This window comes from Thermoanaerobacter ethanolicus JW 200 (assembly GCF_003722315.1).
Lineage (GTDB): Bacteria > Bacillota > Thermoanaerobacteria > Thermoanaerobacterales > Thermoanaerobacteraceae > Thermoanaerobacter > Thermoanaerobacter ethanolicus.
Map to the genome: position 1 here is coordinate 711,857 of NZ_CP033580.1, position 15,719 is coordinate 727,575.

Annotated in this window: 14 protein-coding genes; 8 read left to right on the plus strand and 6 right to left on the minus strand. The window is 33.0% G+C overall.

Translation table 11 applies throughout. The annotated features are described in order from the left end of the window. Positions 1-6 precede the first annotated feature (6 nt). Positions 7-1,224 carry an exonuclease SbcCD subunit D gene (locus tag EB239_RS03490; protein ID WP_003869084.1) on the plus strand — a complete coding sequence of 406 codons (1,218 nt, stop codon included), beginning with the start codon at positions 7-9 and terminating at the stop codon, positions 1,222-1,224. Continuing rightward, positions 1,205-4,738 (plus strand): AAA family ATPase, encoded by a 3,534-nt coding sequence (locus EB239_RS03495; RefSeq protein WP_003869085.1) that lies wholly within the window; start codon positions 1,205-1,207, stop codon positions 4,736-4,738. Before EB239_RS03490 ends, EB239_RS03495 begins: the two co-directional genes overlap by 20 nt. A gap of 21 nt (positions 4,739-4,759) precedes the next feature. Here EB239_RS03495 and ltaE read toward each other — a convergent pair whose 3' ends face one another. The 4 genes from ltaE to EB239_RS03515 all read right to left on the minus strand — a co-directional run bounded on the left by ltaE (position 4,760) and on the right by EB239_RS03515 (position 7,230). Continuing rightward, positions 4,760-5,797: a low-specificity L-threonine aldolase gene (gene ltaE / locus EB239_RS03500; RefSeq protein WP_003869086.1), complete on the minus strand. Its 1,038-nt coding sequence runs from the start codon at positions 5,795-5,797 to the stop codon at positions 4,760-4,762. A 140-nt stretch (positions 5,798-5,937) separates the two neighbouring features. Next, positions 5,938-6,600: a peroxiredoxin gene (locus EB239_RS03505; protein WP_003869087.1), complete on the minus strand. Its 663-nt coding sequence runs from the start codon at positions 6,598-6,600 to the stop codon at positions 5,938-5,940. Between the two features lie 2 nt (positions 6,601-6,602). Then, the gene (locus EB239_RS03510) at positions 6,603-7,037 is read right to left on the minus strand and encodes a Fur family transcriptional regulator (protein ID WP_003869088.1); all 435 of its coding nucleotides are present in this window, start codon (positions 7,035-7,037) and stop codon (positions 6,603-6,605) included. Positions 7,038-7,053: 16 nt separating this feature from the next. Next, a complete protein-coding gene (locus tag EB239_RS03515; protein ID WP_003867080.1) occupies positions 7,054-7,230 on the minus strand; it encodes a MarR family transcriptional regulator in 177 nt (58 codons plus the stop codon). Between the two features lie 322 nt (positions 7,231-7,552). Here EB239_RS03515 and galT point away from each other — a divergent pair, with 322 nt between their 5' ends. The 5 genes from galT to EB239_RS03540 all read left to right on the plus strand — a co-directional run bounded on the left by galT (position 7,553) and on the right by EB239_RS03540 (position 13,069). Beyond that, positions 7,553-8,524 (plus strand): galactose-1-phosphate uridylyltransferase, encoded by a 972-nt coding sequence (gene galT, locus EB239_RS03520; protein ID WP_003869089.1) that lies wholly within the window; start codon positions 7,553-7,555, stop codon positions 8,522-8,524. Positions 8,525-8,548: 24 nt separating this feature from the next. Beyond that, positions 8,549-10,126 carry a hypothetical protein gene (locus EB239_RS03525; RefSeq protein WP_003869090.1) on the plus strand — a complete coding sequence of 526 codons (1,578 nt, stop codon included), beginning with the start codon at positions 8,549-8,551 and terminating at the stop codon, positions 10,124-10,126. Beyond that, positions 10,119-11,285, plus strand: coding sequence for a glycogen synthase (gene glgA, locus EB239_RS03530; RefSeq protein WP_003869091.1), 1,167 nt, complete (start codon positions 10,119-10,121; stop codon positions 11,283-11,285). The genes EB239_RS03525 and glgA overlap by 8 nt, the downstream gene beginning before the upstream one ends. Positions 11,286-11,366: 81 nt before the next feature. After that, entirely contained in the window at positions 11,367-11,987 is a 621-nt protein-coding gene (locus tag EB239_RS03535) for a DedA family protein (protein ID WP_003869092.1), read from the plus strand. Next, positions 11,960-13,069 carry a GNAT family N-acetyltransferase gene (locus EB239_RS03540; RefSeq protein ID WP_003869093.1) on the plus strand — a complete coding sequence of 370 codons (1,110 nt, stop codon included), beginning with the start codon at positions 11,960-11,962 and terminating at the stop codon, positions 13,067-13,069. The genes EB239_RS03535 and EB239_RS03540 overlap by 28 nt, the downstream gene beginning before the upstream one ends. 35 nt (positions 13,070-13,104) lie before the next feature. Here the strand turns inward: EB239_RS03540 and EB239_RS03545 are convergent, their stop codons facing one another. Both EB239_RS03545 and EB239_RS03550 read right to left on the minus strand, forming a co-directional pair. After that, positions 13,105-13,851, minus strand: coding sequence for a DUF881 domain-containing protein (locus EB239_RS03545; RefSeq protein ID WP_003869094.1), 747 nt, complete (start codon positions 13,849-13,851; stop codon positions 13,105-13,107). Between the two features lie 172 nt (positions 13,852-14,023). Continuing rightward, on the minus strand, positions 14,024-14,560 hold the full coding sequence (locus EB239_RS03550) for a hypothetical protein (protein ID WP_003869095.1): 537 nt from the start codon (positions 14,558-14,560) through the stop codon (positions 14,024-14,026). A 151-nt stretch (positions 14,561-14,711) separates the two neighbouring features. Here EB239_RS03550 and EB239_RS03555 point away from each other — a divergent pair, with 151 nt between their 5' ends. Beyond that, the gene (locus EB239_RS03555) at positions 14,712-15,647 is read left to right on the plus strand and encodes an L-lactate dehydrogenase (protein WP_003870794.1); all 936 of its coding nucleotides are present in this window, start codon (positions 14,712-14,714) and stop codon (positions 15,645-15,647) included. The last annotated feature ends 72 nt before the right edge of the window (positions 15,648-15,719 follow it).

Consider the following 15,719-nt stretch of genomic DNA (forward strand, 5'->3'; position numbering starts at 1 on the left):
GATAAAATGAGGATTTTACATACTTCAGACTGGCATTTGGGAAAAAGCCTTGAAAATTTTTCAAGGATTGAAGAGCAGGAGAAATTTTTAGAGGATTTTGTGCAGATGGTGGAGGAAAATAATGTAGACCTGGTCATAATTGCCGGGGATATATACGATTCTTCAAACCCTCCTGCAAGGGCGGAAATGCTTTTTTACACAACTTTAAAAAAACTTTCCAACGGGGAAAGAGTGATTTTGGTCATAGCAGGGAATCATGACAATCCTGAAAGGCTTTCTGCTGCCAGCCCTCTTGCTTATGAGCACGGAGTGATACTTTTAGGTACTCCTAAAAGTATTGCTCCTAAAGGAGATTTTGGAAAGTTTAAAATTTTAGATTCGGGAGAAGGTTTTTTAGAAATTGAGATAAAAGGTGAAAAAGCTGTAATTATAGCTCTTCCTTATCCCAGTGAAAAAAGGCTAAATGAAATTTTTACATCAGAATTGGAGGAAGAGAAAAGGCAGAAAAGTTACTCTGAAAGAGTTGGTGAAATTTTTAATGACCTTTCGAAAAAATACAGAGAAGATACTATAAACATTGCGGTATCTCATATTTTTGTTGCAGGAGGAGAGGAGTCAGGTTCAGAAAGGCCTATTCAGTTAGGAGGAAGTTTTACAGTAGAAATAAGGCACCTGCCACAAAAGGCGCAGTACATAGCTCTCGGACACCTTCACAAACCTCAGAGAATTTCTTCTACTCTTCCTGCTTATTATTCTGGTTCCCCTCTTCAGTACAGCAAAAGTGAGATGAACCATTCTAAATGTGCTTATTTAGTAGATTTAAAGGTAGGAGAACCTGCACTTGTGAAGGAAATATATTTTAAAAATTACAAGCCTATTGAAGTGTTTAGGTGCAATGGTATAGAGGAAGCTTTAGAGATTTGCAATGAATACAGGGATAAAGATATATGGGCATATTTCGAGATTAAAACTGAGTCTCCACTGCCTTCTTCAAAGATAAAAGAAATGAAGAGCATATTACCGGATATAGTTGAAATAAAGCCAATTTTGCCAGAGGATGAGATGGAAATTGAAGACTATGAGATAGATGATAAAAGTGTAAAGGAACTTTTTGAAGAATTTTATTTAAAGGAAAACAAAGTTCCTCCAACAGAGGAGGTTTTAGAACTTTTTATGAGTATAGTAAAGGAAGAGGATGAGGAAGATGAGACCTCTGAAGCTTAAAATTGCTGGGCTTAATAGTTTTGTAGAAGAACAAATTATTGATTTTGAAGTCCTAACAGAAAAAGGACTTTTTGGCATATTTGGTCCCACAGGAAGTGGAAAATCCACTATTATAGATGCAATTACTCTTTCAATGTACGGGAAAATTCCCAGAAATAGCAAGGATTTTATAAATACTCAATCTACATCTATGTCTTTGACATACCAGTTTGAAATAGGTGTTGATGGGGCAAGAAAAAGGTATATAGTTGAGAGAAATGTAAAAAGGGACGCAAAAAGCGGCGGCTATAAAACTACATTAGCAAGACTGCGGGAAATAGGGGAAAGTGGAGAAAGAGTTTTGGCAGAAAAAGATAGGGAAGTTCAGCAAAAAATAGTGGATTTAATTGGACTTACAGCAGAGGATTTTACTCGTTCTGTAGTGCTTCCACAAGGGAAATTTAGTGAATTTTTAAAGCTAACAGGCAAAGAAAGAAGGGACATGTTAGAGAGGATTTTTGGCTTAGAAAAGTATGGAAGCAAATTACTTGTTAGAATAAGAGATGTAAAGAGAGAAAAAAGTAATTTATTGAATGAGGTAAATGCGAAGTTAAGTCAGCACGAAGGTGTTACTAAAGAAGCATTGGAAGATTTAAAGAAAAAGTTTGAGATTTTAAAAGAAGAAGAGAAAACTTTAAAAGAACAAAAGGATAAATTAGATAAAGAAAGGGAAAAACTTAAAGGGATATGGGAAAAACAGCAGGAGTTAAATCAATTTTTGCATAAGAAGGAAGTCTTAGACCAGCAATTAAAAGAAATAGAAGATAAAAAGGAAAAGTTAAAAAAAGCGGAAAAGGCATTATCAGTAAAACCGTATATAGACTCTTTAGTGGAGACAGAGAAAAAACTCATTTTAAATCAAAAGGATGTGGAAAAGTATTCTAAAGAGTTGGAGGAGGCTGAAAAATTACTTGAGAAGGTAGAAAAAGAATATGAGGCTTCATTAAAAGAAAAGGAAGAAAAAATTCCTCTCATAATTGAAAAGGAAGAAAGGCTTAAAAGGGCTTTTAAACTGAGAGATGAGATAAAAAAGATTAATAGTGAAAGGGAGAAACTTGTAAAGGAGTATAAAGATTTAAAAAAGCAGATAGATGGGATAGAAAGAGAAATAAAAGCCCTGTCCGATTCTATAGATATAGCAAAAAGACAGTTGGGTGAGAAGGAAAAAAGAATTAATGAAATTAAAGTTGATTCGAATAAAAGGGAAAAAATTTTTGCTGCTTTTGAGATTCAGAAAGAGTTTGAAAGGGCAGACAAAGAGAAAAAAGAAAAGGAGAAAAGAATTTTAGAATTAAAAGAGCTAATAGGTAAGCAGCAGAAAGATATTGAAAAAATAGATAATTTATTGAAACGAAAAGAAAAAGAAATACAAGAGGTTGACAATAATATAAAAAAACTTGAAATGCAAAAGCCTCCCACAAATGAAGACCTTTTGGACCTGCAAAAAAGTTTAGAAAGAAAAAGAGTAGAAATTTTAGAATTGAAAGAAAAAGAAAAGTTAAAAAATGAGGCGGAAAATAATTTAAAAGAAATTTTAAAAATAAAAGAAGAAATAAATAATGAGATAAAAGAGATTGAAGAGAAATTAAAAAATAAAAATAATAGTTTGGAAGAAGTAAAAAAAGATATAGAGGAACTTGTAAAAAACAACATGGCAGGTGAACTGGCAGAGGGATTAAAAGAAGGTGTTCCCTGTCCTGTCTGTGGTTCGATTCATCATGTAAGATTGGCACAAAAGGTAGAGGAAGACTTAATAAAAGAAAAGCAGGAAATAAAGGCAAACTTAGAAAAGGATATAATGGACTATCAAAGTAAGCTTTTTAAGTTAAAAGGTGAATTATCAGGAATAGAAGTCAAAGAAGAGATGTATAAAAAAGAATATGATAAACTGTGGGATATACTAAAAGACATTAACCTTTTAAAGTTAGAAGAAGAATTAAATAAGATGGAGTCTGATTTTATACAGTGGAAAGAAAAATTAGAAAAATGGAATAAGAGTAAGGAAGAATTAGAGACCTTAATTAAAAAATTAAAGGAGGAAAAAGCAAGTTTAGATTTAGAACATACAAGATTAAAAGAAGGTATAAATAAAGATATTAGCCTTTTGAAAGAGTTTGAGTCTTCTCTTGAGGCTATTAGTATAACTTACAGTGAATTAGAAGGTCAGTTAAGAATATCAAGGGAAGAATTGGGGATTTCAGATTTTAAAGAAAAAGTGGAGGAAATAAATCAAAAAGAGAGGGAAATAGAAGGGCTGAGGAATGAAATAGAGAATTTTAAAAATACGATTGAAGAATTGACAAATAAAAAGGAAACCCTTTCAAACAATCTCAATGCTCTTTCAATAAGGAAAGGACAGATAGAGGAAATAGGTAAGGAAAAAAGTAAAAACCTTCGGGAGAGGCAGCAGGAGTTTGATTCTTTATCAGAAGGTAGAGACATAGAAGAATATTTAAAAGAGATTCAGTATAATAAAGAAAAAATTATAAAAATGGAGAGTGTTTTAAAAGAAACTTTAGAAAAGGCAAGAAAGGATAAACAAAATATAGAGAGTAAAAAGATATCTGCCCTTGAGAGTCGGGACCTTTTAAATAATATGTTTAGGGAACAAAGTGAAAAATTAGAAAATGCTCTATTAGAAAAGGGATTTAAGGATAAAAAAGAGGCTTTGGAGTATTTATTAGACAGTGAAAATATTAAAAAAATTGAGGAAGAAATTAAGAATTTTGAAAATGAATATGTATCTGTAAACAAAAGTATAGACAGACTGATGGAGATATTGCAAGGGCATAAAATTAATGAAGAAGAATGGAATCAATTAGAAGAAAGCATTAAAGGGTTGGAACAGGTCTTAAACGAAAAAAGGAAGGAAATAGGCGCTACAGAAAAGGCTATTTCAGATATGCAAGAGAATTTGCAAAAAGTAGAAGAATTTACAAAGCAGAAAAAGGAATTAGAGCGTGTAGTGGATATATTAAATGAATTGGACAATCTTTTTCAGGGAAATAAATTTGTAGATTTTATTGCCGCAAGACAGCTTAAATATATAACCTTTTTTGCATCAAAAAGGCTTAAGGAAATAAGTAGGGGAAGGTATGCCCTTGAGATTGATTCAGACAACAATTTTGTAATGAGAGATGACTTCAATGGCGGAGTAAGAAGGTCTGTAGATACTTTATCTGGCGGTGAAACTTTTTTGACATCCCTTTCTTTGGCTTTGGCTCTTTCTTCTCATATACAATTAAAGGGAAGAGCACCTTTAGAATTCTTTTTCTTAGATGAAGGTTTTGGAAGTCTTGACGCGGAACTTTTGGATATAGTGATGACCTCTTTAGAAAGGCTTAAAAAAGACAAAATGGTAGTGGGCATAATAAGCCACGTAGAAGAATTAAAAAACAGAGTACCTGTAAAACTAATTGTTACACCACCTGCCGTCTCTGGCGAAGGGAGTAAGGTGAGAATAGAATATACATAGAGAGAAGGGGATACCTTCTCTCTAAAACTGTCTTACAATTTTCTCAATTGCATCGAGAGTTTTTTCAATGTCTTTTTTACTTATGTAATAATGAGTTACAAATCTTACTGCAAAATCATTTCCGCCATTTATTAAAATTCCCTGCTCTTTTAATTTTAGAGCAAATTCTTTGCCAGTCATTCCTGTTTTTGATATGTCGGCCATTACTATATTTGTTTGTACCGTTTCCAGGTCGAGGTTTATTCCCGGTATATTTTTTAATCCTTCTGCTAAAAATCTTGCATTGTCATGGTCTTCCTGTAGCCTTTTTGTCATTTTTTCAAGTGCTACAATGCCAGCAGCTGCAATAAAACCTGCTTGTCTCATTCCACCACCTAACATTTTGCGGTATTTTCTTGCTTTTTCAATGAAATCTTTTGTGCCGACGACTACCGACCCAATAGGGGCGCATAAGCCTTTGGAGAGGCAAAACATTACACTATCTGCATATTTGGCTATTTCTCTTACATCTACTTTAAGATAAGTAGCGGCATTGAATATTCTCGCACCATCTAAATGAACAGGTATATTGTGTTTTTGAGCTATTTCGTATATTTCCTTCATAATTTCAATTGGAGTTACAGTGCCACCAGCTCTGTTATGAGTATTTTCAAGGCAGATAAGACTTGTGACGGGGTAATGTATGTCCTTTGGCCTTATGGCCTTTTCTACATCGGCAGGATTTAAGACACCTTTGTTGCTTTTCAAAGCTTTTGTCTGTACGCCTGCAAGGTATCCCACTCCTCCAACTTCATAAGTTATGATATGGCAGTTTTCTTCTACAATAATTTCTTCTCCTGGATGAGTGTGAGTCATTATTGAGACTTGGTTACCTTGTGTACCGCTTGTTACTAGCATTGCTGCTTCTTTTCCCAACATTTCTGCTGCCATTTCTTCAAGTTTTCTTACTGTAGGGTCTTCGCCGTAGACGTCATCACCTACTTCAGCCTTGTACATGGCTTCTCGCATTTCTTGTGTTGGAAGAGTTACTGTATCGCTTCTAAAATCTATATATTTCATTTTTATCCCCCTATCAACTTAAGCTTACTTTCATTATATCACATCTCATAAAAATTTCATTTGTCAACAAACTAAAGCGACGACCTACTTTGTTAAAGAGGTCGTCGCTGTCGAAAAGAAGGGATATTTTATGAGTGACCTTATTTCAAAGGCTTGTGTACAAACCACCAGTCAAAAGCTTCAATTTCTTTTGATTTAATCTTTTCTTTTCTTTCATTTGCAGAAGCTTCATCAGTGGATGGTGGGACTATTACATGGTCTTTAATTAAGTAGTTATTTGGCCATTTTTCAGGGAGTGCCACGCCGTATTGGTCTGCTGTTTGCAATGCTTTTAATGCTCTTAATATTTCATCTACATTTCTTCCAACTTCTTGTGGATAATACATTATAAGTCTTATTGTTCCTTTGTCGTCTACTATAAATACTGCTCTTACAGTATTGGTGCCTTTGCCTGGATGAATCATTCCTAATTGGTTAGAGACTTTTCCTAAGTCATCAGCTATGACTGGGAAAGGAATAGCTATGTTTGTGTTGTCCTTTATCCACTCTACCCATTTTATGTGGGAGAAAACTTGGTCAACTGATAGACCTATTAATTCAGTGTTTAATTCTTTAAAGTCATTAGCTTTCCTTGCAAATTCTACAAATTCTGTTGTGCAAACTGGTGTAAAGTCTGCTGGGTGGCTAAAAAGCACAAACCATTTTCCCGCGTAATCCTCAGGCAGTCTCTTTACTCCGTGAGTGGTCACTACCTCCATAGATGGGAATTTTTCTCCTAACAATTTCATTCTAATTTCCTCCATTTTTAAACCTCCTTATTTTTCTCATTACATTTTTTGCATATGCCATAAACATTTATGTCAACATTTCTAATTATAAAGCCTTTTAATTCTTCTACATTTATAATTTCCTCTGATACGGGAAAATCGTATACGTTGCCACATATTTCACATTTAAGGTGTCCGTGAAAGTAAGTGTTTATATCATATCGCAATTCTTTTTCTTTCAAAGATAAAGCATTTACAACTCCTTTTTCCATAAACAATTCCAATGTGTTGTAAACACTGGTTTTTGAAAGGGTTGGTATTTCGCCTATCAAGTATTGATAAATGTCATCAGCTGTTGGGTGTATTCTATTGTTTAAAAGGTATTCTAATACTTTTATCCTTATGGTAGAAGGCTTTATATCATGTCTCTTTAAATAATCTTTTAATTGCTCTATTGTATAAGTCATTTTCATTACTTCTTTCTCACGATTATTTTGCTGCGTAGTAGCATCTTTTGGGAGACATTATCAAGTCCTCTTTTTTTAGCTCTTTTATAGCTTTGTCTACTTCTTTTTTGTCTAAATTAGCTTTTTGAGCAATATCTCCTGGTCTTAAAGGTTCAGAGGATTCTTTTAAAGTTTTTAGTACCAACTCTTTTACTTCCATTTATCCCACCTCGTTTGTATTAAATTTAATTTTGTATTAATTTCAATTTTATTATAATATTAATTTTTAGTTTTGTCAACAGTTTTTTGTTTTATTTTTTCCTTCATGAGGAGAAATTATTTAAAAATGAATTAGTAATCTTCAAAAAAACATTGACAATTTTAAAGGAAAAGTATATTATAATAGTAGAATGCATTCGGTTGCATAAAAGTTTTAGCATTTCTCCCCGATTTGATTAATTTTCATAATTAATCAAATTCTTTTTTTAATCTGACGATGCATTCGATTGCATTTACTAAAAAGAATAGGAGAGGTCTTACAAATGTCCGAAATAAGATATGACCTTATAACTGGTAAAAGGGTGATTATAGCTACAGAGCGAGGTAAAAGACCTTATGATTTTAACATAACTCATGAGGAAAAGAAAAATAATAATACTTGCCCTTTTTGCCCCGGGAATGAAGAGATGACTCCTCCTACTTTAGTTGAAATTAAGGATAAAAAAGGGAACTGGTTAGTGAGAGGATTTGAAAATAAATTTGCAGCCGTGAATAGGGATTTAAAGAGTTTTGAGGTACCATCCCTTTATAAAGCGGAATATGGCTATGGTGTAGCGGAAGTGATAGTAGAGTCACCAGAACACGATGTAACTTTTGGAAGTTTATCTTTAGGGCAAATGCAAAAAGTTTTTATGGCAATAATTGAGCGTTATAAAAAAATTGCTCAAGACGATAAAATAAAATACATTCAGGTGTTCAAAAATTTTGGAGCAAGAGGAGGAGCTTCCTTAGAACACGGGCATTGGCAGATTATAGCTACTTCTTTTATTCCAGATGTAGTAGAAAAAGAGGTAACAGGTATACAAGAATATATTAAGAAGAAGGGCAAATGTCCTTATTGTGAAATTGTCAAATGTGAAAAAGAAGAAGGTAAAAGGATAATAGGTGAAAATGAGAATTTCATTGTTATCGCTCCTTATGCATCTCAATATCCTTATGAGTCATGGATAATACCCAAAGAGCATCAAGAGCGATTTGAAGAGTTAAAAGAAGAAAATATTGCAAATTTGACTGAAATTTTGAAGCCTCTTATAGAAAAGTACGAGAGAGAATTTAACTTTCCGCCATATAATATTGTGGTTCATACAGTACCAATTTCTGATATAAGAAATTATCATTGGCATATTGAAATTATTCCAAGGCTTACTGTGGCAGCTGGTTTCGAGTTAGGGACAGGAGTTTATATAAATCCTGTGCCACCAGAATTGGCAGCATCAGTTTTAAGAATAGAATGAAATTCTATTGAAAGAAGTGGTCAAATGTATATTGGTAAAACCTTCAACTTTGAAGATATACCTACAAAACTGAAAGATATAATTAAAAATATAGATAAAGACAATTTTAAAAAGTTTAGGTGGTTTCAGGAGAAGGCTTATAATATTTTAGATATATTTTTATTTGATTATGCAATATTGTCTAAAAAGGAAGCTGAGATTATAATTGCAGCTATTATAGCTTTTGTGGTGAAAGCTCCAACGAGTAAGAAAGAGATTACTTTGCTTTATTATGTGCCTTTAATTATAACTCCTTATTTTAGGAATAATGATTTAATAGATATTATTGAGAGTCCAAATTTAAAAGCTTTTATATACGATGGAATTGACGATATAAATTATGTTAAGTTTTTAAATAAAGCGTTAAGTGAAGAAACAGTTATAAAATTTGAGTCTGGTGCCCAATTAATTCCTTATAATCTTAAAAAAGACGATATATACAGTTCACGAAGGCTGAGCAATAAGTCCAGTAATAGTTTAACATTTTTACAAAAAGATGAAATAATAAAGACTTATAGAAAATTTGTAAAAGGAGTTAATCCTGACCTTGAAATGACTTTTGAACTTAAAAATGCAGGTTTTGGAAATGTTCAAGATATAAGAGGTTATTTTTTATATGAAGACAGTAGCGGAGATAGGTATACTGTTGCTATAATAGTGGAACACATTAAAAACATGGGAGACATGTGGCAATATACGCAAGAGTATCTGTCTTCTGTAATTTCTACTTTATCCGATTATGAGGAAATTGAAGAAAGTTACGTAGAAGGATACTTGAGCAATTACTTTGAAGAGGTAAGAGAGATAGCAAGGATAATTGCCGATATGCATATTAAATTGTCTTATATTGATAAAGAAGATTTTGCTAAAAGAAATGTTGAAATATCAGATGTTGAAGAAGTGTTGAAGAGCATAAAAAATAATTTCGCTAAACTTTTAAATTTTATAAAATTGTCTACTTTTGATGAACAAATAACTTCAATGATAGAAGAGATTGTAAAGCAACAAGAGTTTTTAATGAGCAAATTAGAAGAATTTAAAGATACTGCTGTTTTTGGCAAATATATAAGATGTCATGGAGACCTACACTTGGAGCAAATTTTAAAGACTGAAGAGGGATATGTGATAATAGATTTTGAAGGGGAACCGACAAAACCTATTGAGGTGAGGAGAAAAAAAATATCTCCCTTAAAAGATGTGGCAGGCATGGTACGTTCTTTTAGTTATGCTGCTTATGCTGCTTATTTTAATTATCTTAATGCAAAAGGTAAGTTGCAGGATGAAAAAATAGAAAAAGTGCTGTCAGTGTGGGAAGAAGCTGTCACGGAGACTTTTGTAGAAAACTATTTGGAATTGGTGACAAGGGAAGCACCAGACATTATACCAGAAGGTGAAAATTTCGAGAAGGCTTTAGCTATTTTTAAATTAGATAAAGCTCTTTTTGAAGGAATTTATGAGGTAAATAATAGACCTTCTTGGTTTAAAATACCTTTAAAAGGTATTTTAGGGTGTATTGAGGATTTGAAATTGGAAAAACACGGATCGGAGGTAAACTATGGATAAGTTAAAAGTTACAATGTTTACAAATGAATACCCTCCTAATATTTACGGTGGAGCTGGTGTTCATGTAGATTATCTTGTTAGGGAACTGTCTAAACTGATGGAAGTAGACGTGAGATGCTTTGGTGACCAAGATTATACGGCTGATAATCTAAAAGTCCGTGGATATAAACAGTGGGATAAGTTAAAGGAAAATTCAGATCCAAGATATCAGAAAATTTTGGGGCCTTTTTCCATTGATTTGGCAATGGTGAAGGATGAGATAGACTCAGATATTTTACACTGCCATACCTGGTATACTTTCATGGCGGGCTTTTTAGCTAAAAAATTGTATGATAAACCCCTTGTAGTTACAGTTCACAGCCTTGAGCCTTTAAGGCCATGGAAAGAGGAACAGTTAGGTAATGGATATAAATTAAGTTCTTGGATGGAAAGAACAGGGATTGAAGCCGCCGATAGGGTTATAGCAGTATCACAAGGTTCGAAAGAAGATATATTGAAGTATTACAATATTCCAGAAGAAAAAGTTGAAGTTATATATAACGGCATAGATTTGAACCAATACCAGAAAACAGATAGAAATATTGCTCGCCAAAAATATGGAATTGAGGGTAAATACATTCTCTTTGTAGGAAGAATATCAAGGCAAAAGGGCATTACTCATTTAATAGATGCAGTAAAGTATCTACCTAAGGATATAAAGGTTGTACTATGTGCTAGTTCTCCGGATACACAAGAGGTTTTAGAAGAAGTAGAGCAAAAAGTTAAACTTTACGACAATATTATTTGGATAAATAAAATGGTGGAAAAAGAAGAAATTATAGAGTTATACAGCAATGCGGAAGTTTTTGCATGCCCTTCTGTTTATGAGCCTTTTGGCATAATAAACTTAGAAGCAATGGCTTGTAAAACTCCTGTTGTAGCAAGTGCTACAGGAGGAATTAAAGAGGTTGTAGTTCATGAAGAGACAGGATTCCTTGTAGAACCAGGCAATCCTGAAGAATTAGCAAAATATATAAACATACTTTTAAATAACAAAGATTTAGCTATAAAATTTGGAGAAAATGGGAGAAAACGTGTTGAAGAGATGTTTAGTTGGGAAAGCATTGCTAAAAAGACTTATGAGATGTACAAGGATGTAATAGAGAAATATAAAAAATAAATGCGCTAAGGCAGGGGTGACAATTGCCCTGCTTTGTTTATTTGTGCTATAATAAATTTAAAAATAATGGATGGTGTGGCGATGGAAGGACAATCTTTTCTTTATAATGCAATAATAAATTATGGATATATAGCGCTTTTTATAGGGCTTATGATTGAAGGAACGGGAATGCCAGGCCCTGTAGAAATATTATTTTTTGCGGCAGCGTATTTAGTCACAAAAGGGGATATGAACCTTTTTTATGTTATAGTCATCGCTGCTTTAGGAAATGTGACAGGAAATGTGATAGCTTATTTGGTAGGCTATTATAAAGGTAGGCCTGTTGTTGAAAAATACGGTAAATATTTAAAAATAACAGTAAAAGACCTTGAAGCTATGGATAAATGGTTTGCTAAATATGGAGGATTTACGGTTTTATTAGGTAGGCTTGTAGGTCTTCCAAGGACGCCGGCTATTTGGGCTTCAGGTATAACCCGTATGAATTTTACTGTGTATGTGATATTTTCTGCTATTGCTGATTTTATATGGTCTACTTTTTGGGCAGTAGTGTCTTATCTTGCTGCTATGCAATTGATTAAAATAGACTTTTTTGCGAAAAGTCAACCGCCTTGGGTATATTTTGCTTCTACAATAGGCTTTATGATATTTTTATATATAGTTTGGAGGGTACTTCTTTGGATGAAAGAAAAGTATCTAACGTAATTTTTGAGAAGATAACAAATGTTTCTGACCTTTTAGATATAGAGGATATATGGCATGAATTAGAGAATGTGGCGGAAATTTATCCTTTTAATACTTTTGAATGGGTGTTAAACTGGTGGAAACATTTTGGATATGGTAAAAAAATGTTGGTATTACTGGTTTATGAAGAAAATATGCCCATTGGAATTGCGCCTTTTATGATAACATATTTTGAAAAAGGACTTTTGGTTAAAAGGATAAAATTTATAGGTTCTAACAATAGTGATTATCTTGATTTTATCGTGAGAAAAGGACATGAAAATGAATTTTATACAAGCTTAGTAAATTTTTTGGAAAGATATATAGATGCTTTTACTGTTTTAGATTTGGAACATATTCCTGAAAAGAGTGAGTTTTTCCCCTATATAATGGGTAGTAACCTTTATTACGATTATGATGTGCAAGATGTATGTCCTTATGTGGAATTACCTCAAAGCTGGGAAGAATATTTAAATAGTTTAGATGGAAAATTTAGACGAAATCTCAATTATGAAATCAGAAGATTTTTTAAGGAATATGACGGAAGTTTTTCAATGGTGAAGGATATAGAATCGATAGATAGAGCAATGGATAATTTAATAGTTCTTCATCAAAGGCGATGGAGACAAAGGCACATGCCTGGAGCTTTTTATTCTAAGAGGATAAGGGAGTTCCACAAGGATGTGGCAAAAGACATGTTATCAAAAGGAGAATTGAGTCTTTTTGAATTAAAAGACGGGGGAAAAACAGTTGCTAGTCTTTTAAGTTATCATGTAGGGGGTAAAAGGTATTATTATATAAGCGGTTATGATTTGGATTATAGCAAAAGAAGTGTTGGCACTATAACTTTAGGTCTTGCTATAAAGCAGTCTATTGAAGAAGGAGATAGAATATTTGACTTTTTAAGAGGAGATGAAGAGTACAAAAAAAACTGGACTTCTTCAAAAAAGCGAAATATGCGATTTGTGGCGGCAATGCCCACAATGGCAGGTAAATTTTTCTGCTACTACATAATTGCGGAAAACAAAATTATCAAAAAAATTAAAGACAGGTTTAGTGGATAGAACCTGTCTTTCCTATATTAAGAAGGTAAGAGGGTTTAGGGAGTCACAGGTTTAGCGTAAAAGAATTTAATAGGGTCACTGTATTTAGGCACTACTATTTTATCAGAAGTTTGTATATCTACTTTGATACCATAAAATCTTAAAGTATCTACTATTCCGCCTTTTAAATTAAGGGCTGCTTGTAATGTGTCAGGGTCTCCTATTGCTTTTATTACGTAAGGAGGAGCGTACCTTGTAGAGTTTATGTTTATTGTGGGGCCTACACATCGTATCTCAGACATTGCAATTATTCTTTGGTCATTTATAGCTATTGCTTCAGCACCACCCGCTTTCAATTCATTTACAATATTTAATAAATCTTCATCGTGGACTAAGTACAAATTAGGGTCTTCGCCGTCTCGAGGCTGTAAGTCGCTGTCATTTACCGTTACTATAACTCCTGGGCCTACCATATCTGTAAGTCCTGCTAAAATTTTATATTTTTCAACATCCTGCTGTAGATTTTTTAAAGCGGCATCATCTTTTGATGCAGCATCTTCGTACTCTTTAAATCTTTTAGTGAGTTCTTCTAATTGCTGTTCTAAATTTGCCTTTTCTTCTTGAGCTTTTTTGAGCTGCTGAGTAAGTTCTTCTAATCTTGCATAATTTGTAGCTGAAATAGAGGTAGGAGGTCTATTGCCGCCTTGTACAGTTTTAAATTGCATAGAAATCATGAGACCCATTGCAATAAATACAAGCATCAGGGATAAAGTTTGTAATGTCTTTCCTTTCAATTTCTCCACATCCTTTCTCTATATAAAAAGACGCATTCATCTTGCTTTTGGTTTCAGCTTATATACATTTCTATAAATAACTGTAACACTCTATAAATACTATAACACGGAAAATATTAAAATTTATTAAGAAATTATTAAGTTTTTATTACAAAAAGGTTACAAAAAACTCTGATACTTTTCATATCAGAGTTTCAGGAGAGTCTTCTTTTATTGCGTTTTCTATGGAGTTTTTAAGGGATAATATTTCCTCTAATTCTTTATTGTATTTATCTATTTTAAACATGGTACTTTTGTATATGCGTATATCTTCTTCGTTTTTTTGTATACATTTTTTAAGAGAGTTTTTTACGGTTTCAAAAAGCGCATCATAAGTGATGTAATTATGTATTTCAAGGTCGGAGATCGGAACTGCGATTAATTCCTCACTTTCTATTTTATAGTGATAAAAAATGTTGTCAGGTTTTAAAACTATTTTTTCATCTATGCTTTTATCGTAGATTATTATACCTTCTCCTATTTCAAAGGTTTTTCCGCTATAACTTCTAAGTTTTATATTTTCGACTCCTATGTATTTTTTTATTGCCAAAAGTATACTCTTTATTTCTGATATAGACTTTTCAAGCACTTCTTGCATTTTTTTACTTGCCATTTCTTTATGTTTTTCGCTTTTTATGAGTTCTTCCATCAAAGACTTTATTTCTTGTATATCTCCCATGAAATATCACCTCTTTCTTAATATTCCACAGAGAACTTATTTTAAACGTTGAATACATTAAATTATTAGAGGGAAAAATAGACTTGACTATTTTTTAAAGTTTGGTAGACTTTTATTAACGGAAAATTAATGTTGAAAAGGAGAAGATATTATGAGCAAAATATCTGTAATAGGCTCTGGATTTGTCGGTGCTACTACTGCATACACACTGGCTTTAAGCGGAATTGCCAAAACTATTGTATTAATAGATATTAATAAAGACAAAGCGGAAGGTGATGCTCTTGATATAAGCCACGGGGTACCATTTATTAGTCCAGTTGAAGTGTATGCGGGAGATTATGGTGATACTGTAGGTTCTGACATAATAATTATTACAGCGGGAGCAGCACAAAAACCGGGGGAAACCAGACTTGACTTAGTGAAGAAAAACACAATGATTTTTAAAGACATAGTTGCAAAACTTATTAAAGTAAATGACACAGCAATATACCTTATAGTTACAAATCCTGTAGATATTCTTACATACGTTACCTATAAAATATCTGGTTTGCCATACGGAAGAGTGCTGGGGTCTGGCACAGTTCTTGACAGTGCGAGATTCAGATATCTTTTAAGCAAACATTGTAACATAGATCCGAGGAATATACACGGATATATAATTGGGGAGCATGGCGATTCTGAGCTCGCAGCTTGGAGCATTACAAACATAGCAGGCATACCAATTGATAATTATTGCAATTTATGTGGAAAAGTATGTGAAAAAGATTTTAGAGAGGAGATTTTCAATAATGTTGTAAGAGCCGCTTATACGATAATAGAAAAAAAGGGTGCGACATATTATGCGGTTGCTCTCGCAGTAAGAAGAATTGTGGAAGCTATTTTAAGAGATGAAAATTCCATTTTGACTGTGTCATCTCCGCTAACCGGCCAATATGGTGTTACAGATGTGGCTTTGAGCCTTCCCTCCGTTGTTGGACGAAATGGAATCGTGAATATACTTGAATTACCACTTTCACAGGAAGAAATTGCTGCTTTTAGAAGGTCAGCCGAAATTATAAAAAGTGTAATACAAGAGCTTGACATATAAGAGGGGAAACCCTCTTTTTTGCATATAAAAAGTCACAGTGTGAAAATATAATAATTAAAACAATGATTTTTT

Excerpts from the sequence above, each read along its gene's own strand:
- galT (WP_003869089.1), top strand. The coding sequence starts at position 7,553 with ATGTCCGAAATAAGATATGACCTTATAACTGGTAAAAGGGTGATTATA.
- EB239_RS03495 (WP_003869085.1), top strand. The coding sequence starts at position 1,205 with ATGAGACCTCTGAAGCTTAAAATTGCTGGGCTTAATAGTTTTGTAGAA.
- EB239_RS03510 (WP_003869088.1), bottom strand. The coding sequence starts at position 7,037 with ATGAAAATGACTTATACAATAGAGCAATTAAAAGATTATTTAAAGAGA.
- ltaE (WP_003869086.1), bottom strand. The coding sequence starts at position 5,797 with ATGAAATATATAGATTTTAGAAGCGATACAGTAACTCTTCCAACACAA.
- EB239_RS03490 (WP_003869084.1), top strand. The coding sequence starts at position 7 with ATGAGGATTTTACATACTTCAGACTGGCATTTGGGAAAAAGCCTTGAA.
- EB239_RS03505 (WP_003869087.1), bottom strand. The coding sequence starts at position 6,600 with ATGGAGGAAATTAGAATGAAATTGTTAGGAGAAAAATTCCCATCTATG.
- EB239_RS03550 (WP_003869095.1), bottom strand. The coding sequence starts at position 14,560 with ATGGGAGATATACAAGAAATAAAGTCTTTGATGGAAGAACTCATAAAA.
- EB239_RS03535 (WP_003869092.1), top strand. The coding sequence starts at position 11,367 with ATGGAAGGACAATCTTTTCTTTATAATGCAATAATAAATTATGGATAT.
- EB239_RS03555 (WP_003870794.1), top strand. The coding sequence starts at position 14,712 with ATGAGCAAAATATCTGTAATAGGCTCTGGATTTGTCGGTGCTACTACT.
- EB239_RS03515 (WP_003867080.1), bottom strand. The coding sequence starts at position 7,230 with ATGGAAGTAAAAGAGTTGGTACTAAAAACTTTAAAAGAATCCTCTGAA.
- glgA (WP_003869091.1), top strand. The coding sequence starts at position 10,119 with ATGGATAAGTTAAAAGTTACAATGTTTACAAATGAATACCCTCCTAAT.
- EB239_RS03525 (WP_003869090.1), top strand. The coding sequence starts at position 8,549 with ATGTATATTGGTAAAACCTTCAACTTTGAAGATATACCTACAAAACTG.